We start from the raw sequence: 19641 nt of genomic DNA, 5'->3' as shown, positions 1-19641 counted from the left end.
CCATGTATTTGGAAGTGAAGCATTTAACCGTTGATTTTAATGGCTTTTTGGCCGTACATGATGTAAGTTTGGGAATCGAAAAAGGAGAAACCCGAGTCATTATCGGGCCGAACGGGGCCGGTAAAACGACTATTATCGATATGATCACGGGAAAGACAAAGCCGACGCAGGGAGAGATACTGCTGAACGGCGTCAATATCGCCGGCAGAGAATCCTATGATATTTCCAATACCTATGGGATCGGACGTAAATTTCAGGGACCGAATGTGTTTGATGAAATGAGCGTGTATGAAAATCTGGAGGTAGCCCTTTCCGGACATACGAGCTTATGGCAGGCGTTTACGTACCGCCGGACGCGGGCGGTAGATGCCCGGCTGGAGGAAATACTGAGCCAGATCAATTTGACGGAACAGCGGGATATGCTGCCGCGTTTCTTATCTCACGGACAGCGGCAGTGGCTGGAGATGGGCATGATTCTGGCACAGAATCCGGCGATTATCACGCTCGATGAACCGGCGGCGGGTATGACGGATGACGAGACCTTTAAAACGGGGGAAATGATCAAGTCGGTCATGAAGGATAAGACCGTCATCGTCGTGGAGCATGATATGGATTTTATCAAGCAGATCGCCAAGACCGTAACGGTGCTGAACCAGGGAGAAATACTGGCGGAAGGCACGTATGAAGAAGTTTCGCATAATGCAGAGGTCATCCGCGTATATTTAAAAACGGATGATACGGAGGAAGAGGAGGCAGGAAGCGTATGATGCAGGCAGCGGATATCTCTGTCAGTTACGGAGCGGGACCTATCGTATCGCATGTTTCCTTTACGGTGAACGCAGATGATAAACTGATTATTTTGGGCCGCAACGGCGTAGGCAAAACGACCTTGCTCAAGGGCATTATGGGGATTTTGCCGACCAAAGGAACGCTGACATTCAAGGATACGGATATTACAAACGATTCCGCATCGAAGCGATCCCGCAGCGGACTGGCGTATGTGCCGCAGGGACGGGAAATATTTCCCGATTTGACAGTGGAAGAAAATCTTCAGATCGGGGCCATGTCGCACCCCGTCGATTTTAAAAATAAATTGGCGGAGGTACTCGAGTATTTCCCTATTTTGGCCGAACACATGAAGCGTAAGGGCGGTGTCCTGTCCGGCGGACAGCAGCAGCAGCTGGCGATTGCCAGAGCCTTTATCGGTGAACCGGCCGTATTGATGCTGGACGAACCGACAGAAGGCATCCAGCCGAATATCGTGTCTCATATTTCTCATATTTTGACGCGGTATCACGAGGAAAAGCATATTCCGCTCATCGTGGTCGAACAGAATTTGAAGTTTGCACGTAAACTGGGAAATAAATTCCTGATTATTCAAAAGGGGACTATCGTGGAATCCGGCCCGATAGAAGCATTGACAGATGAAGTCAGCATTGCGTATTTAAGTGTATAAGAGTGAGGGGAATACAGCATGGATATAGAACATACGGCGGCAGGCGTTATTGCCGATCTGCAGGAACTGGCGGCCCTGACGTCCGATGAAAAAGGAGCACAGCGTGTAGCTTGGACGCCGGTGTGGGATACAGCGGAAACATGGTTCAAGGAAAAAATGATAGCCGAAGGAGCAGAAATTACCGTGGATTCGGCGCATAACGTGTGGGCGAAGTTTGCCGGAGAGACGGAGGAGGCGGTCGTCATCGGCAGCCATCTGGATAGTGTTCCGGACGGCGGCTGGTTGGACGGTGCGCTGGGTGTTGTTGCCGGGATGGGAATCGGCAAGCGGTATGGAATACATGGAGTAAAGCCTGAAAAGACGATTTATATCGTCTGCTGGGCAGATGAAGAAGGCGCCCGGTTCAGTCAAAGCTGCATGGGATCGGCAGCGGTCAGTGGTATGTTTACTGCCGAAAAAGCAAAAAATCTTATGGATAATGAGGGAATACGATTCCAGGAAGCTTTACAGCGTTACGGACTGCGGGCAGAAGATTTCAGCAAGGCAAGAACGGAATTTTTGGAAAAGCCGATTACGGCGTATTTGGAACTGCATATTGAACAGGCACCGGTGCTGGAACAGGCGCATAAGTCCGTGGCCTGTGTATACGGTGTGACAGGGTGTTACCGCCAGTACCTTACCTTTACCGGACAACAGTCCCATTCCGGTTCCCCGATTGCTATGCGGCACGATGCGTTTTTAGCTGCCGCTCAGGCATCGCTGGCCTTCCGCGAGATAGGAATACGGCATGAAGGGTATTGCACCGTCGGCAAGGTGGCGGTAGAACCGGACGTGGTTACTATTTTTCCGGGACGCTGCATTATTTCTTTGGATCAGCGTTCCATTGAGGGTGCGACCTTGGATATCATGGCGGCGGAAGCGAAGCAGGCAGCGGAACAAGCAGCTGCAGACAATGGCGTCACTGTTTCCTTTGAAGAAATATGGTATACGCCGCCGACAGTATTTGATGCGTCCTTAACGGCATTGTGTCAACAGGCTGTAGAAGCTGAAACGGGCGAGGCTGCGACGATGTATTCCGGACCTCTTCACGATGCCGTCGAAATTTCCAAGGTCGTACCCTCTGTTATGATGTTTGCCATGTCCCATAACGGCTTGTCCCACTGCAAGGAAGAAGATACACCGCTGCCTGTTTTAAAACAGGCGATCCGCGCTTTTTTGCGGCTGGCTGATACCGTCGTAACCGTATAGGGAAAGGAATGATATCCATGTTAGATATTATAGGCATATCCGTTGTGACGTTTCAGGCACAATGGGGAAAGAAAGAAGAAAATCTGCAGCGCATGCTGGGATATATAGAGCATGCGGCACGACAGGGAAGCGATTTGATCGTGTTTCCTGAAATGAGCTTGACCGGGTATGACGATGAAGGACAGGTACCGGCCGCTTTGAAAATGCAGACACGGCTGGCCGAGACGATTCCCGGTCCGGCATCGGAGGCGGTGGCACAGGCGGCGAAAGCTCATGGTATCTATGTTTTGTTCGGCATGCCCGAGATGTATGAGGGCCGGGTGTATAATTCTCTGGCGGCTTGTTCGCCGGAGGGGACGATCGTTTCGTATAAAAAAATGCATCTGCCCCTGCAGGAACCCAATTGGGCGGCACACGGCGACAAACCGCTGCTGCTGCCTACGCCTTGGGGACCTATTGGGTGCAGTATTTGCTATGACGCATACAGTTTTCCGGAGTTAATACGATATTATGCGGCAAAGGGGTGCCGCTTGTATATCAATGCGACGGCGTTTGCCAAATCACGCAATCCGAATCGTGCCAGAACTACGCTGGAGGCGTCTGTATTGCGCGAAGATGTGTATATTGCTACGGCTAATTTAGGCGGGGTGGATCTGGTTACTGATTTTCTGGGTGGCAGCAGCATCATGGGCCCGTCACGGACGTATGGCGAGGTCCATTATTATGCCGGACGGACGTTTGATGATCCGGCGGCTCCGGAATCGGAAATGTACAGCGCCGTCATCGATTTGACCTTGGCGTCCCGGAGTTTGTATGTACCGAAGGAGGGAAGAAAAGAAGCCGATTTCCGGCCGGCTTGTTATGCTGCTATGTATGCGGAACTGGCTGGAAAATAACATCGGGTATCCGATAGACGATAGATAGGGAATATATGTATAGGGGGAACAGTATATGAAAAAGTTAAAAAAACTGTTGGTATTGGGAATGTCGGCGATGGTGTGCATTACGGCATTGAGCGGGTGCGGCGGAGAGACGAAAACCGCGGAAAAGGGACTGGGGGACAGTGTGAAAATCGGAGTGCTGTACTCGACGACGGGGGCCTTTTCCATTAATGAAACACCGATGCAGAACGCTGCTAAAATGGCGATCGACGAAATTAACGCAAAAGGCGGCATAAACGGCAAAAAGATAGATGCAATCTATATGGATTACGGTTCGGATCCGACGATGGCAGCACAGAAGGCCCAGGAACTCATCCTGAAAGACGGCGTTTGCGCGATCGTCGGGACCAATTCGTCGGCGACGCGGCTGGCGGTTATTCCGACAGTAGAACAGAATGATTCGCTGTTGGTGTACAATACGTATTATGAAGGGGAAAAGCCATCGCCTAATGTGCTGTATACCAACAGCGTGCCGAGTCAGCAGATCGATGCCTTCGTACCTTGGATGATGAAGAATCTCGGAAAACGGGTATTCTTTGCGGGTACGGATTATGAATTTCCCAAGAAGAGCATTGCCATTGCCAAGAAGCTGGTTCAGGATAACGGCGGTGTTGTTGTAGGAGAAGAATACGTACCGACGACGCAGACGGACTTTTCTTCGATGATCAATAAGATCAAGGAAGCTAAACCGGATGTGGTCTTTTCGGTGGTGGCCGGCAATGCGGCAGTTCCGTTCTACAAGCAATACAGCCAGTACGGCATGGATCCCAAGAAGGTGCCTATCTGCTCCATTTCTACCAGCGAAGCGACTTTGAAGGGAATCGGTGCAGCGGCGATCGGGACCTATTCGTCCTTTGATTATTTCAATACGATCGATACACCGGCTAATACAGACTTTATCAAGAAGTATCAGGAGAAATTCGGCACCGATACGACCGTAACCAATCAGGCCGAAGGGGCGTACCATGGTGTGTATATGCTGGCGGCGGCGATCGCCAAGGCTGATTCCAAGAGTGCGGCTGATATCATCAAGGCGGCGGCAGGACTGGAAATCGATACGCCCGCAGGGAAAATAAAAATGGATGATACCAATCATCATGCTTGGCTTAACAGTTATATCGGCAAAGTAAATGACAATCTCGCGTTTGATATTGTCTATCAGTCGGATGGACTCGTAAAACCGATAGCGGAATAAATAGTGACAGGAAACAGAGCCTTCGATGCCGTGTGTAGTTATCGAGGGCTCTTTCCGTATATAGGAGGTACGTATGGGAGTTTCCATTGAGTATTTATATGAAAAGAGCTCGCATCTTTATCGCATGGAGCTCATAGGCGGCAAAACCGGGGTAGATCATCCTGTCGAATGGATACATATGCTGGAAAGTCCCGATTCGGCTTTTTTCCTTCACGGCGGCGAACTGGTATTTACGACAGGGGTTATGAATAAGGGAGAAGCCTGGCTGGTTGATTTTGTCCGGCAGCTGCACCTCCATGGCGGGGCCGGTGTCGTTTTCAATATAGGACCGTATATCAAAAAAGTGCCGCAGGAGGCGGTGCGTTATTGTGATGAGCATGCGTTTCCTTTATTCGTGCTGCCTTGGGATGTTCATCTTGTTGATATTACCCGGTATTTATGCCGGTTTATTATTAATGACGAAAAACAGCGGCTGAGTATTTTGAACTTGTTGCAGCAGATCCTAATTATGCCGGAACAGGGAAAATCCATCTGCTTATCTTTGGAAAATCAAGGTTTCAGCGCGGTGGGACGGTTTCGGGCAGCCATTATCTGGTCGAAGTCGCGGGAGTATGATCAGGATGCCATTATGGCTTTGCTGAAAATGTGGAACAACCATGTTATCGTGTTTTCGTATCATGATGATCTGGTTGTCGTATTGGCGGAGCCGTCGTATGAAGCGGAACGGCGGGTTACGGAGGAACTGTATGCCTATCTGACCAGCCGGGTGAAAAAAGTCTGTATCAGCATCGGTGCGGCGGTTACTCATATTACGGAACTTTCCTGCAGCTATGTGCAGGCACATACGATCGTGCATCTGGCATGCAAGAAAGGCAAGCATATCTTTTTCTATGAAGAATTGGGAATCTACAAGCTCCTGCTCGAAGGGAACAACCCGGCCCTTCTGCAGGATTATTATAATGAAGTATTGGGAGCGCTGGAGACACACGATGCTATGCACAATGCCAATTTAACCGATACGTTGTATTACTATTTGATGCACGACTGTAATGTAAAAGAAACGGCGGCACATGAATATGTACACCGGAATACCATTATGTATAAACTCAATAAGATCGGCAGCATTATTGGAATGGACATTGCGGTGGAGGAGAATAAATTAGCGATTCTCATGGCATTTAAAATCCGGGATATTGCCGATCAGAAGTAGAATCCCGCGGTATTTGTGCATAGTGCATGTGCACAATAAAGTCGAGGAATTGACTAATTGTATTGCCTCGGTACAACGGCTATACTGAAAGTACAGAAAAAAGCAATGGTGCTGTCGCGCAAGATAGTTCCGTTGTTTTTTTATTTTATGTATTTCATTATATTTAAGGGGTGACGGGGATATGACCGGACAGGAAATCAAAGAAATGGATTTGCAATATAATCTGCATTCGTGGGCGAAGCAAGGTTCTTTACATCCCATGGTTATTACTAAGGCGGAAGGCATCTATTTGTGGGACAGTGACGGCAAACGATACATGGATATGTCGTCAGAATTGGTCAACTCCAATGTGGGACATGGCAATCGGGATATCATAGAAGCCATTAAGAAACAAGCCGATCTCTTTTGTTTTTTATCACCGGCGTTTGCGTTAGAACCGAGAGCCAAGTTGGCTAAGATGGTCATTGACCGCATGCCGGATACGATGGGAAAGGTGTTTTTTACGAACGGCGGCGCCGATGCCAACGAGAATGCCATTAAAATTGCCAGAATGTATACGGGACGGCATAAGATCATGAGTCGGTACCGCAGTTATCACGGATCCTCCTTCGGGGCCGGCAATATTACGGGCGAACCGCGGCGATATGCCTTGGAACCGGGCATTCCGGGATTTGTGAAATTCTTTGATCCCTATGTGTATCGGGAAGCTATTTCTTTTGCCAGTGAAGAAGAAGCCACACGCTTTTATATCACTAAATTACGGGAACAGGTACAGTATGAAGGGCCGGATAGCATTGCGGCTATCGTGATGGAAACGGTAACCGGTTCTAACGGCATCATTATCCCGCCGAAGGGATATCTGCCAGGCGTGCGCAAGATTTGTGATGATTACGGTATCATGATGATTTGCGATGAAGTCATGGGCGGTTGGTGCCGGACGGGAAAAATGTTTGCCTTCGAAAATTTCGATGTCAAGCCGGATATCGTATCTTTTGCCAAGGGAATTACCTGCGGCTATGTGCAATTGGGCGGCGTAGCGGTATCTAAAAAGATTGCGGCCTTTTTTGATGATCATGTGTTATCCTGCGGCTTGACGTACAGCGGCCATCCGCTGGCTTGTGCTGCGGGTATCGCCTGCTTGAATTATTATGATACGGCTCATATTCTGGAACACGTAAACGAAGTCGGGGCCGTGCTGGGAGAAATAGAAGAAGAATTGAAGAAAAAGCATGCCTGTGTCGGCGATGTCCGGTATATCGGCTTGTGGTCGGCGATCGAACTGGTCAAAGATAAAACGACCAAGGAAGCATTGGTACCGTACGGAAAAGATCCGGACGGCGTCATGCCCGCCATCATTAAAAAGCTTCTTGCCAGAGGGTTTTTCACCTATTCTCATGAAAATATTATTATGGTGGCACCGCCGCTCATTATTACGGAGGAACAGCTGCGGGAAGCCATGGCGATCATGGACGACGTATTAGGTGAAGTCGATGGGATGATCGCCTTGTAAGTGCGATCGGATCGTTTCTGAAATATACACCAAGCATCCTAAAAAGAGGTATCTGCGCAGTTAGATATCTCTTTTTGGAAATTTTCTATATATGAATTACTGCATGGAGATGGTCATATGTTTATGTATGAAATGCCGACAACATTATTTTTTGGCAGAGATTGTATTGCCCAGTCCGGGGCGGCGCTGGCCCGGCTCGGTAAGAAAGCACTCTTGGTGACGGGACGTCATTCTGCCAAAGTGAATGGGTCACAACAGGCGGTCGTCGACGTACTGGAGGCACTGCATATTTCCTGGGTCCTATTTGATGAAGTGGAAAGCAATCCGTCCATTGAAACGGTGCGCCGCGCTGCCGCCGTAGGCAGAGCGGAACAGGTGGAGTTTGTGGTGGCTATCGGCGGCGGCTCGCCGATGGATGCCGGGAAAGTCATCGCCTTATTATGTACTAACGAGTTGGACGACACACAGCTTTTTACCGGGCCCTACAACAAGGCGCTGCCTATTGTTGCCGTCCCGACGACCGCCGGAACGGGAAGCGAGGTGACCAAAGCGGCGATACTCACGAATCCGCACGCAGGGACTAAACAATCCGTAGCAGATCCGCTTATTTTCCCGACACTGTCCTTCGCAGATCCGGCGTTTACCCTGGGCGTTTCAGAGTCGGTTACCGTGGATACGGCTATCGACGCCGTATCGCATGCAGTGGAAGGGTATATGGCCCGCACGGCGACGCCGGTCAGCGATGTATGGGCGGAAGAAGCGATGCGTTTTCTGGGTTCCCAGCTGCCGGCATTGGGCGGACCGCTGACCTATGATGCCCGGGAGGACCTGATGTACGGCTCGACGCTGGCAGGTATCGTCATTGCCCAGACCGGCACGACCTTGATCCATGGCATGGGCTATCCGCTGACCTATTATAAAGGGCTGACACATGGCCGGGCCAATGGGATACTATTTCCCCAGTATATGAAATACATGAGCGAAACGATGCCGGATAAAACCGATACGGTTTGGGAACTGTTGGACGTGAACGGACTGGCGGAATTCACGGCGCTCATGAAAAAACTGATGCCCGATACGGTGCTACTTACCCAAGAAGAAATCGACCAATTTACAAAATTGACGATGCCGACTAAAGCCGTGCAGCATACCTCCTATGATGTAACGGCGGAACTGGTCGCTCATATTTACGGTACATTAGGCTGATTGCAAGGAGGAGGTCTCTGCGATACTGTTGCAGTTCGCTGGTTTACGGGGATTTTTTATATATTTCCTTTATATATTTCCTTATATATGTACATGGCAGACAGCCGGGAATCGTTGTATCTATTGGCGTATAGATACAACGATTCCCGGCTGTTTTTGCGTAGGGGATTCTATAGAGTGAAGAAATTACTCTTCCCCTTCTCCGTGGAAATCTACCAAATCATTTTTCTTTATCAGGGATTCGAGTTCTCCCGAAGTCTTCATCTGCTGAATAACTTTATTTAGTTCCTGCAGCAGGGCATTGTTGTCTTTGCGTACGGCAATGCCATAGTCCTGCGGTGCAAATTTTTCTGGCAGGATCATCATGTCCGGTGTTTTCATACTGTTCAGGATGGAAGAGTCCGTGCTGTAGGCCGCGGCGCGTCCGGAGCTCATGGCCGACAGGCTTTCCGTATTCGTTGGGAATTCTGTGAATTTCAGTTTGATGTTGGCTTTTTTGGCGTATTCCTGATCGGCCTGACGACTGGTAGCTCCTTGCTGTACGGCGATCGTCTGGCCGTCGAGCTGTTTGGCAGAGGTGATGCCGCTGGATTTAAGGACCAGGAAGCCGACGGGGTCCCGATAGTATACATCGGAAAAATCCCAGGATTTTTTGCGTTCGTCGTTGATGGTATAGGTAGCGATGACAAAGTCGACTTCATCACTATCCAGAATAGGGCCGCGGGCTTTTGCCACGACCGTCGTAAATTCTACTTTGCTGGGGTCGCCTAAAATATCTTTGGCAATGGCTCTGGCCATGTCGGCATCCAGACCGGTGATGGTCCCGTCTGTTTCTTTGAAGCCGAAGCCTTTTACCGTATCGCCGATGCCGACCTTGACTACGCCGCGGTCTTTGATGCGCTGTACACCGTCTATTTGCTTGCTTTTTTCTCCTGTTTTTGCATTGCCGCTGCCGGCATCATTACCGCAGCCGGCAGCTATCATGCCAAACATGGCGGCGCATAGTGTTCCGATAATCATTGCCTTGTTCCGTTTCATCATCATTCCCCCCTGCATATAGTTCTTATAAATTTTTTTGCATATAAAAACAACGGCGCTTTGATTTCCCCTCAGATACAAAGCGTCGTTGCTCTTGCTGTGTTATATAAAATATGTGTCTACCGTGCGTCTACGGCGGCTTTCATCCGCCGGCAGGCTTCTTTGATGACATCTAAACGGGTCGCATAGGACATACGCAGATAGGTATTTCCGCAAACGGAGCCGAAGACAGTGCCAGGGACTAAGGCTACATGTGCTTTTGTCATGAAAAAGTCGGAGGCTTCCTGGGCACTCATATGAAGTGCGTGTATATCTATCCAGGCATAAAAAGCGCCTGTGGGTTTGGGACAAGAGAGTCCGTCTATTTCATTAATGGCTTGAAATACATAATCCCGTCGTTTTTTGTATTCTGCCTGCATATGTGCAATGGATTCGTCTTCTTCCTGCAGTGCCGTAACGCAGGCATCTTGAATAAAACCGGGAAGGCAGCTGGAGCCATAGCCGTGTATGGCGGTTACGGCTTTAATGAGAGACGGCGAGCTGGCCACATAGCCGACACGCCAGCCGGTCATGGAATATATCTTGGAAAAGCCGTTCAAGGTAAGCGTCCGTTCTTTCATGCCCGGCAGGGCTGCGATGCTGGGAACTTCCAGATCGTCATATAGAATGCGGTTATATATTTCATCGGCAATAACATAAAAGTCATACTTTTGGGCAAGGGCAGCGATTTTTTCCAAGGTTTCCCTGGTGAGGACCGTGCCTGTCGGATTATGCGGAGTAATCAGGACCAGCGCCTTTGTTTTTGCTGTTATGCGCTGTTCCAATTCTTTTGTCGAAAGCTGAAAATCATTGCTGGCCTGCAAGCTGTATTCTACGATGCCGGCTTTCAGCATATGACAGATACCGTTGTAAGAAGGCCAGCACGGATCGGGCAGCAAGACTTCGTCGCCTTCTTCGACCAGTGCGTTCAGTACGTCATACACGGCTTCGGATAAACCGGAGGTTACGACGACTTCATCGGCTGTATAGGACAGCTGGTAATCCTCGGCGAGTTTATCGGCGATAGCGGTGCGAAGATTCAACTGACCTTGCGTCGGCGTATACGACGTGTTGCCGCTGCGCAGACTTTGTATACAGGCTTCTTTGATATAGCTCGGTGTATCGAAATCAGGCCGGCCGCTGGTCATGTAGATCATGTCACCGGCACCTTCCTGTTCCATTTTTTTTGCTTTTTCCGTGACGATACCGATTCCCTTTGGCGGCATATGATCGAGCAATGACGATAATTTTTTCATGTACAGTTTTCCCCCTCAACATACAAAAAAACGCTATGATTCCATTATATCACAGCGTCTTTGCCTATAAATTTATACATTTTATTTTTCTATTATAAAGGGACTTTTGTACAGTGTCAACAGATGTTACGTATAAGTATATCTATAGCGACAAGGTTTGCAGGAGAAAAAGATAAGTAACATTCATCGGTTATTCAATGGTTCTTCACAATTTTTTCACAATGACAGTATATAGTTAGATCTGCAATGAGAATCAAAATTGAGGGAGGGTGGAATCGATGACACAGGATACGGCAGCAGATGTTATTATTATTGGCGGCGGTATAGCAGGATTATCGGCAGCCTATATGCTGGCAAAGGAAGGAAAGTCCGTTATTCTTATGGAGCGCGGAGAGACGTGCGGCAGTAAGAATATGACAGGAGGGAGAATTTATATACATTCCTTAAAACAATTACTGGGAACTTCCGCAGTAGCGCAAGCACCTTTAGAACGATTGATTGTCAAAGAACGGATGTCTATTATGAGCACGACGGGAACAACCATGGTGGAATATACGGATGTCCATGCAACAGAGGAAGATTTTCAATCGTATTCTATTTTACGAAGTGTTTTTGATGCATGGCTGGCAGATAAAATCGAAGAACTGGGCGGGATGATCCTTACTGGCGTGCAGGTGGAGCAATTGGTAGAACAAGATGGCAGGATCGCGGGCGTACAAATTTCAGGAGAAGAAATTTTAGCAGATACCGTGATTGCGGCTGATGGTATTCACAGTTTTATAGCGCAACAAGCCGGCTTGAAAAATGATTTGGATACGGACTCGGTGGGACTGGGTGTGAAGGAAATAATTCAATTATCTGAAGAAAAAATAAATGAGAGATTCTCGTTACGACAAGGAGAAGGAGCTGCTCATCTGTTTTTAGGCGTGACACAGGGATTAAGTGGAGGCGGATTTATTTATACAAATCGTTCCAGTATTTCGTTGGGGATTGTCGTTGATCCGCAGGAGCTTGCCGGACAGGAAAAGACTATATATGAGCTGCTGCAGGAGTTTAAAACACGGGATGCTGTTTTTCCGTTGATTCAACAAGGGAAAACAGTAGAATATTCCGCGCATTTAGTAAATGAAGCCGGTCTGATGAGTGTACCTCGGACGTTGTGTCGTGAAGGCTTGCTGGTCATCGGAGATGCTGCCGGCTTTGTTATTAATATGGGGACGACGATACGAGGCATGGATCTGGCTGTCTGGAGCGGAATAAACGCTGCAAAGGCGATTCTTACAGCCTCTTCAGCCAGAGAAATCAATGAAATGTATATGAAATATACGAATGAAACGATTATACCGGTAATGGAACGATATAAACGGTATCCGAAGTTGTTGAAAAATCCCAGATTATTTAAAGAGTATCCAACAGCTGCCAATGATATGATGCATGCCGTTTTTTCTGTAGACAGCAGCATGGTTCCGGCAGAGTCAATCAAAGAAGCCTGGAAGATAGCGAAAAAATCCATTGGCATTAAACATTTAGCATTAGATTCGTGGGAGGTATTGCGTTCATTATGACTACTAAATATACATCTATAGAAGATCTATTGGCCTGTGACCGGTTTCATACAGATGAAAAACATCCACATATTGTTGTTGATAGCCGCCGCTGTGCAGCATGTACGAGCCGGCCTTGTTTAACCAGTTGTCCCGCACATTTATATACGCAGGATTTGCAGGACGGGAGTCTTCATTTTGATCATTTAGGCTGTTTGGAATGCGGGACGTGTCGTTTTGTATGTGCTGTCATGGGAAAACAGGGAATCATTCAATGGAGTTATCCCAAACGGACTTCCGGAGTTCAATACCGATATGGTTAATAGAGGGAAGAAAAAGCGGCAGCTGGATAATGAACCGAGGAGGGACTATATGATATCCGATGGTACGAGACTTAAAAAAGTAATGTGTAGTGTAACCGCATTTCTTATGTTTTCTATGCCTGCATTAGCGGCAAATTTTTCCGAGAAACCGTTGGTTGTCAGCATGACACAGGACGACATGAGCAGACATGATATGAACAAGGACGACATGAGCGGACATGATATGAGCAAGGACGACATGAGCGGACATGATATGAACAAGGACGACATGGATGAACATGATATGAGCGGACATGATCGTGAAACGCATGAAACGCAGACGCAGGATACGTCATTTAGTATTTTGTCTGTGTTTGCAGGTCTTTCCGTTCTGGTTATCGGTATTGCTGGGATATTGAAATACATGGGAATAAGAAAACGGAGGTAGCCTAATGAAATGGCCAATGGTACACACTGATACAATGTTAAAATCAATAGTAAAGAGCAAATGGTATCCCGGGATATTTCAATTTCCTGTGTTAGCGGTATTTATTTTTATTACCTATGAGTTGTTTTTTGGACCGATGAATGCGCATAAAAACTTTGGGACAGCCTTGACATGGGTCTTATGGTGGCCGGTACTTCCTTTGTTGTTTTTATGCATGGGGCGGTTTTGGTGTGCTATTTGTCCGTTTGCGACTATCAGTGACTGGGTTCAGAAAATAGTGGGAAATAATAGGCCCGTTCCTCGGTTTTTAAAAAAATACGGCATATGGTTTATTGATGTATTTTTCATCATGATTACCTGGGGCGATCATGTTTTTGGTATTGTGGAATCCCCGCGAGGATCGGGATTTATGATGGTGCTGATTGCATTGGGAGCGATTACGGCGGGAGCTTTTTTTGAACGTCGGACGTGGTGCCGTTATGTATGTTTTTTAGGAGGATTAGCCGGGAACTATTCCCGGGCAGGCATGGTGGAATTACGGGGAACTCCCGAAAAGTGTCGATCATGTACTGTAGCGGCCTGTTATAAAGGAGGACGGAAAGCTTCCGGATGTCCTATGTTTGAATTTCCTAAAACAATGGATACGAATGCCCGTTGTAATTTATGCGGGAATTGTCTGAAAAATTGCCCCTATGATTCTCCGCATATATCTTTTCGATTGCCGACTAAAGAACTTTGGTTCATTCAAAGACCTCGCTTTGAAGAGTCCTTTTTAGCCGTTGTCATTATGGGCATTGTATTTGTACAAAATATAACGATGGTAGCTATTTGGCAGGAAGCGCAGACATGGCTGGAACACCTGTTGGGCACGCAAGAATATGCCATCACGTTCACGGTCATATTCTTGATTGCCATGGCGATTCCCGTAGCTTTGCTGTATTTCGGCAGCTGGGGAGCAGCGAAAAAAGACGGAGAGTCTGTACATATGAATTTTTCACGGTTTGGCTATTCGTTGATACCACTGGATTTTTCTGCTCACATGGCTCATAATCTGTTCCATTTACTGGCAGAAGGAAAATCTATTTTTAGTACCGGTATGGCTGCTTTGGGCATATCGGTGTCTTCCTCCTCGGCCGCTGTCGTAAGTATGGGAACGATTCATATCTTGCAATATGTGTTGTTGCTGCTGGGAATGCTTGGGTCTATGTATACAGCCTATAAAATTTCCAAGTCTCATTATACTGCGGCAGATATTCTGCGGATTACGCTGCCTATCGGTATTTTGATTGTAGTATTAACGATGGCGAATGCCTATTTATTTACGCTGCCTATGGTTCATCGCATGTAGGATAGATATTTTATTTTTGATACCATATATTCCCGTTTTTTATGTGGTGTGTTTGGCGATTGCGCGATATAATAATACATGTATAATCGAAAAAAAGGCAGCTGTTTTGGTTTGCCGCCGGGTGGAACGGATATCTGGCAATTCGATTCCGAAGAGACATGCAGGGAAGGGATCAGCGTTCTTGCATACAGCATACATGGGAGGTTTTTTATGAAGCGGGATACGGCAGTGGAGTTTATTCGCGGACAGTTGGGACGGTATTTGGAAAATCGCGGAATCAGTACAAGTGATTCGTTTCCGTGTTTGAATCCACTTCATGCGGAAAAAGAAATTCAGTCTATGCGGTTTAATGAAAAGCGGAACAGAGTACATTGTTTTGGCTGCGGTGTAGATTATGATATTTTTGATGTGATTCGCGTGTTGGAGGATATATCCGACAGGGAGGCTGTTTTTCGGCGGGCTTGCGAGCTTTTTGACGTGGTAGTGGATGAAGATGAACAAACTGTTCCCGAAGCATGGCCTCTCTATGAGGGACTGCGGGAACGGCGTGAGGCTATGATGCGGCGCCGCGGCGCTGTAGATTATACGGAGTATTTCAAGGCGTGTGCCAAGCGTATAGGGGAAATAAACTATCTGCATCAGCGGGGGTTAAGTGATGAGATTATTCAGTGGGCCGGGCTCGGCTATGATCCCAATTATACTCGCGGGACAGGCGGCAAGGTTTGGAAAGCTGTCATTATCCCTAAAAATAAATCGGGATTTATCGCCCGTAATACAGATACGGCGTCGAATGAGCGGTACCGCAAGACAGGGCCGAATTCGATTTATAATGCCATTGCCATTAAAAATGCCCAGCAGCCTGTATTCGTCGTGGAGGGCGAACTCGATGCACTGAGCGTTATGGAGGTCGGCGGAGATGCCGTGGCCTTGGGCACGACATCTAATATCAATAAGTTTATCGAATTGTTAAAGACCTGCCGTCCCAAGCATCCGCTGCTTATTGCCATGGATAATGATTCCCAGGGTCGGTCCGCGTCCCGAGAACTACAGATCGCCTTGAAGCAGATGGATATCCCCTTTTACTGTGTCAATTTAACAGGACCGTATAAGGATGCCAGTGAGGCCTTGGTAGAGGCACGGGATGGTTTCCGGACGGTTGTGATGGAAAATGAAAGTATCGAAGAACCCGCTTGGGAGGTCGACAAGGAAGGGTATTTACAGAATAGCATGTTGAATCATATTCCGGCTTTCATCCGCGGTATCAATACCAGCGTCCATGCTTCCGTTATCCCTACGGGGTTTGCCAAGTTGGATGCCGTGTTGGATGGCGGCTTGTATGAAGGACTGTATATTGTCAGTGCCGCCGGTTCGCTGGGAAAGACGACGTTTGTGCTGCAGATGGCCGATCAAATTGCGGCGGGCAAGGGAGGTACTGCCGAAAAGGGCGGCACCGATGTTGTTTTCTTTTCTCTGGAAACCGGGCGGTCCGCATTAATGGCCAAGAGTATTTCCCGTATTACTTTTGAAAAGGCCATGCAGCAGTCGGCGGAGGTCAAACTGGCCAAGACGGCGCGGGCTATCAGTACCGGCCGCCGGTATACCTCCTATGATCAAGAAGAGATAGATTTGATCAATGAAGCGATTGAGACGTATAAAACATATGCCGGTCATGTGTATATCAGTGAAGACTTGGGAGATATCGGGGTTACGGATATCCGGAAAATGGTGGACAAGCATATTCGTTTTACCGGCCGCCGACCGGTGGTGATCATTGATTATATTCATCGGCTGTCGCCGTATGATGAACGGATGAATGATCGGCAGAATACGAATAAGGCCGTATTGGAATTGAAACGGATCAGTCGGGATTTTAAAGTCCCTGTGGTTGCCGTTTCCGGTGTAGATAGTGTGGACGGCGGTACCTATGCGTATGCCTCTCCCGGCGAGATGAAGGAACTCGGGGCCATCGAACATTCCAGTGATGTGCTCATCAGCATGCAGCTGGCCGGAGAGACCTATAGCGATATAGAGAGCGCACATCCGATCCGCAGCATTGAACTGGTCATATTGAAAAACCGCTATGGAAAAGCCGGTGATACGTTGTCTTACCGATATCACACGATGTATAACTGTTTTGAGGAATAAGTGCCGGCGTCTGGATCATTCGTAGTCGGTATAGAGGCTGGGCAGGGTGTTTAAAAACTGACTTTGTACATATTCTGTGTTGCGGTTTTGCTGGCACCAGGTGATACATAGTTTTTTCTTGGCCCGCGTTACGGCTACGTAAAAGAGCCGTTTTTCTTCATCCAGGTCGTTGGTTTTTAAGGCGAACCATGTCGGAAAGGTACCTTGCTGCATACCGGCAAGGAAGACATAGTCGAATTCGCTGCCTTTGGCTTGATGGATGGTGATGATCGGTATTTTGGGCTTTTTAGCGAGCAGCATATCCAGCTCCGTATTGGATAACGCCGTGTAGGTAAGCAAACTGAGCAAGGCATCATGGGGTGTTTGACCGAGAGTGTCCAGTTCTTTGGCCTTGCGGTAGAGGGACCGCAAATTTTCTACCCGGCTTTCTTCTCCTCTTTTTTCGTAATAGGCGACTATGCCGCTGGTTTTAATGATTTCAAAGAGGAAATCACAGGGCCGCAGGACCGCTGCTTTTTCCCGCAGCTTCTGCAGAACTGCGGCTGCCGGCTTGAATTTTTCCAGGTATTTTTCCGTATAGGCCTGGCGTACTGCCGCCGTCGGGTGAATATCATGAGATACGGCATACCATAGAAGCTCCGCGGTTGCCATAATATCGTCGGCAGCATCATGGGACGAGCGGTGGGTCACGTGGAAATACGAGCCTAAGTATTCCAATGTGTGGTTTTTCAAATTGGGATAGAAACGGCGGAATATATCCAGCGTATCGTAATAGGAAAGGTACTGTGGCTGCGCCATGTGCAGCCGGCCCAGGTAGCTTTTGAGGATATGGATATCATAGGAAACGTTGTGTCCTACGAGTACGGCTCCCTGTATAAAAGAAAGAAAAGCGGTCAATACGGTTTCCGGTTCTTCTCCCTGCTGCTGCAGCTGTTCATCGGTAAAATGGTGGATCCGCACGGAATCACCGACGGTTGGTTTATCTTTTAACTTGAGCAAGTGCATGAATTTTTCTTTTATGTTTCCTGTTTTGTCAAGACGGATAGCGGCTATTTGAATGATTTCGTCGGTTAAGGTATCGACACCCGTAGATTCTACGTCAAAGACAACGATGTTTTCTTTTTCCAATTCTTGTTCCAGCAGTGCAAAAGCATCTTTCCGGTTCTGCGTAGAGGAATCCAGGTAATCCGTAAGGCGAATACCGGCTTTTTTATAGGTTTCGGAGGAGATGGCCCGGAGTGCGGCGCTGCCGATGCCCGGGGCAAAGCGCTTTATGATGCGCGTCATGCTGATTGTATCATGGGGATTGATGCTTACTTTGGCAAAAGCCAAGACGTCTTTTATTTCTTGGCGGCGGAAGAATTTGAATTCATCGACGAGCATAAAGTCCAGGGGTGCGGTGTCCGCAGGCTGCCGGTTCAGGAAATCCAATTGCTGGCTGAGTTGTATATTGTACCGATTGGTGCGTGTGAGGATACAGATTTTAGACAATATGGCGGGATCTCCAGAGAGATGGCGGATTTCCTGTATGCGGCGATAGATCCAGCGGGCTTCCTCCGTGATATTGCGACAGGATTTGATTGTGATCCGGCTTCCTGCTTCTTGTTCTGGAGGTGTCTCCGGATCCTTGGCATACATGGCGGTGACCGTTTCGGGACCGAATAAATTTTTCAGGCAGTCTGCGGCAGCGTGCAAAAGTGTCCGGGTGGAACGATAGTTTTCGTTAAACCGGATGCAGCGCGGGTCATAGTTTGCTTTAAAACTGGCGAGTATGGCTTTGGGATGAGAACCGCGCCATTCATATACGGTCTGAAAATAGTCGCCGCAAAGAAGGATCCTATTGTGTCCGAAAATCGAAGAGAGAATATGATATTCCAACTCGCTTGTGTCCTGGACCTCATCAATGTTGATATACGTGAAGCGGTTCTGCCAAGTCGTGCGGATCGTTTCATTTTTGAAGCATTCATAGGTGGTAATGAGGAGATCGTTGAAATCAAGACCATGGGCATCACGGAGGGCCGCATTATAGGTCATGACAACGGTTTCGCCGGATATTTTCAATACGTTGTACAGCTCTTCGTCCAAGACATGCCGGGAATTGCCGCATATTTCACGCAGGCGTGCTTCCTTTTCTGTATACAGGCGGGCAATGGTCTGTTGATAGTCATGGGCGGCATCTTCCGAGTAATAGCCATAGGCGGGCCGGCTTTCCTTAACGAGATCGATGAAGCTTTGCAGGGCATGCACGGCATAATCCGGATATAGGGAGGAGATGATTTCTTTGCAGTCCTCTTCATCAAAGATCATATAGTCCGCATACAGATCGGAGTGCCGTTTTGCTTCCGAGCGGACGATGTCGGAGCAGAAACTATGGAAGGTGCGTACTACGACGCGGGTGCCGTTTTCGCGGACACGGGATATAATGCGTTCCCGCATTTCACGGCAGGCTTTATTGGTGAAGGTAAGACACAGGATTTCTTCCGGCTTGGCACGTCCCGATTCGATGCCGTAAGCAACCCGATAGGCCAGGGTATTGGTTTTTCCCGTACCGGCAGAGGCGATGAGCAGGATGTTGCGGTCCCATTCTTCTACTACTTGGCGCTGGGCAGGGTTTAATTGAGACAGATCAAGCATAGTATAACACTTCCTTTTCGGTTCGTATGGACAGGGTTTGCCTATATCTATCATACCATACTTGCCTCCGGGCGTGCAGGGTGGTGCTGCGGTAAATGCAGCACATTTTTTTTCTTGCATG

16 protein-coding genes are annotated in these 19641 nt (G+C 48.1%); 13 read left to right on the top strand and 3 right to left on the bottom strand.

From position 1 onward, the window contains the following. Nucleotides 1-2: 2 nt before the first annotated feature. The 8 genes from urtD to NXG62_RS05255 all read left to right on the top strand — a co-directional run bounded on the left by urtD (nt 3) and on the right by NXG62_RS05255 (nt 8766). Nucleotides 3-767, top strand: coding sequence for an urea ABC transporter ATP-binding protein UrtD (urtD, locus tag NXG62_RS05290; protein ID WP_427113915.1), 765 nt, complete (start codon nt 3-5; stop codon nt 765-767). Beyond that, nucleotides 764-1456, top strand: a complete 693-nt coding sequence (locus NXG62_RS05285) for an ATP-binding cassette domain-containing protein (RefSeq protein WP_427113914.1) — start codon at nt 764-766, stop codon at nt 1454-1456. Before urtD ends, NXG62_RS05285 begins: the two co-directional genes overlap by 4 nt. Before the next feature lie 18 nt (nt 1457-1474). Continuing rightward, nucleotides 1475-2704, top strand: coding sequence for a Zn-dependent hydrolase (locus tag NXG62_RS05280; RefSeq protein ID WP_427113912.1), 1230 nt, complete (start codon nt 1475-1477; stop codon nt 2702-2704). A gap of 17 nt (nt 2705-2721) precedes the next feature. Next, the gene (locus NXG62_RS05275; protein ID WP_427113911.1) at nt 2722-3600 is read left to right on the top strand and encodes a carbon-nitrogen hydrolase family protein; all 879 of its coding nucleotides are present in this window, start codon (nt 2722-2724) and stop codon (nt 3598-3600) included. 55 nt (nt 3601-3655) lie between these two features. Further along, the gene (locus tag NXG62_RS05270; protein ID WP_427113910.1) at nt 3656-4840 is read left to right on the top strand and encodes a transporter substrate-binding domain-containing protein; all 1185 of its coding nucleotides are present in this window, start codon (nt 3656-3658) and stop codon (nt 4838-4840) included. A gap of 73 nt (nt 4841-4913) precedes the next feature. Continuing rightward, entirely contained in the window at nt 4914-6050 is a 1137-nt protein-coding gene (locus tag NXG62_RS05265) for a PucR family transcriptional regulator (protein ID WP_427113909.1), read from the top strand. Between the two features lie 181 nt (nt 6051-6231). Further along, a complete protein-coding gene (locus NXG62_RS05260) occupies nt 6232-7560 on the top strand; it encodes an aminotransferase class III-fold pyridoxal phosphate-dependent enzyme (RefSeq protein WP_427113907.1) in 1329 nt (442 codons plus the stop codon). 117 nt (nt 7561-7677) lie between these two features. Further along, nucleotides 7678-8766 carry an iron-containing alcohol dehydrogenase family protein gene (locus tag NXG62_RS05255; RefSeq protein ID WP_427113906.1) on the top strand — a complete coding sequence of 363 codons (1089 nt, stop codon included), beginning with the start codon at nt 7678-7680 and terminating at the stop codon, nt 8764-8766. Nucleotides 8767-8952: 186 nt separating this feature from the next. On the opposite strand, the gene NXG62_RS05250 is transcribed toward NXG62_RS05255, so the two are convergent. Together NXG62_RS05250 and NXG62_RS05245 are read right to left on the bottom strand one after the other, a co-directional pair. Next, a complete protein-coding gene (locus NXG62_RS05250) occupies nt 8953-9810 on the bottom strand; it encodes a transporter substrate-binding domain-containing protein (protein ID WP_427113905.1) in 858 nt (285 codons plus the stop codon). A gap of 113 nt (nt 9811-9923) precedes the next feature. After that, entirely contained in the window at nt 9924-11099 is a 1176-nt protein-coding gene (locus NXG62_RS05245) for a pyridoxal phosphate-dependent aminotransferase (RefSeq protein WP_427113904.1), read from the bottom strand. Nucleotides 11100-11377: 278 nt separating this feature from the next. On the opposite strand from NXG62_RS05245, the gene NXG62_RS05240 reads away from it, so the two are divergent. From NXG62_RS05240 to NXG62_RS05220, 5 genes are all read left to right on the top strand, one after another. Next, a complete protein-coding gene (locus tag NXG62_RS05240) occupies nt 11378-12664 on the top strand; it encodes an FAD-dependent oxidoreductase (protein WP_427113902.1) in 1287 nt (428 codons plus the stop codon). Further along, entirely contained in the window at nt 12661-12966 is a 306-nt protein-coding gene (locus NXG62_RS05235; protein ID WP_427113900.1) for a ferredoxin family protein, read from the top strand. Before NXG62_RS05240 ends, NXG62_RS05235 begins: the two co-directional genes overlap by 4 nt. Before the next feature lie 49 nt (nt 12967-13015). Continuing rightward, nucleotides 13016-13393, top strand: a complete 378-nt coding sequence (locus NXG62_RS05230) for a hypothetical protein (protein WP_427113899.1) — start codon at nt 13016-13018, stop codon at nt 13391-13393. Between the two features lie 4 nt (nt 13394-13397). Continuing rightward, nucleotides 13398-14741 (top strand): 4Fe-4S binding protein, encoded by a 1344-nt coding sequence (locus NXG62_RS05225; RefSeq protein ID WP_427113898.1) that lies wholly within the window; start codon nt 13398-13400, stop codon nt 14739-14741. A gap of 210 nt (nt 14742-14951) precedes the next feature. Next, nucleotides 14952-16886, top strand: a complete 1935-nt coding sequence (locus NXG62_RS05220; RefSeq protein ID WP_427113897.1) for a DnaB-like helicase C-terminal domain-containing protein — start codon at nt 14952-14954, stop codon at nt 16884-16886. Nucleotides 16887-16901: 15 nt separating this feature from the next. Here the strand turns inward: NXG62_RS05220 and NXG62_RS05215 are convergent, their stop codons facing one another. Then, nucleotides 16902-19520, bottom strand: a complete 2619-nt coding sequence (locus tag NXG62_RS05215; protein ID WP_427113896.1) for a 3'-5' exonuclease — start codon at nt 19518-19520, stop codon at nt 16902-16904. Nucleotides 19521-19641: the final 121 nt, after the last annotated feature.

Source organism: Megasphaera sueciensis, assembly GCF_050219315.1.
Classification (GTDB): Bacteria; Bacillota; Negativicutes; order Veillonellales; family Megasphaeraceae; genus Megasphaera_A; species Megasphaera_A sueciensis.
This window is presented reverse-complemented; position numbering and strand designations above follow the sequence as displayed.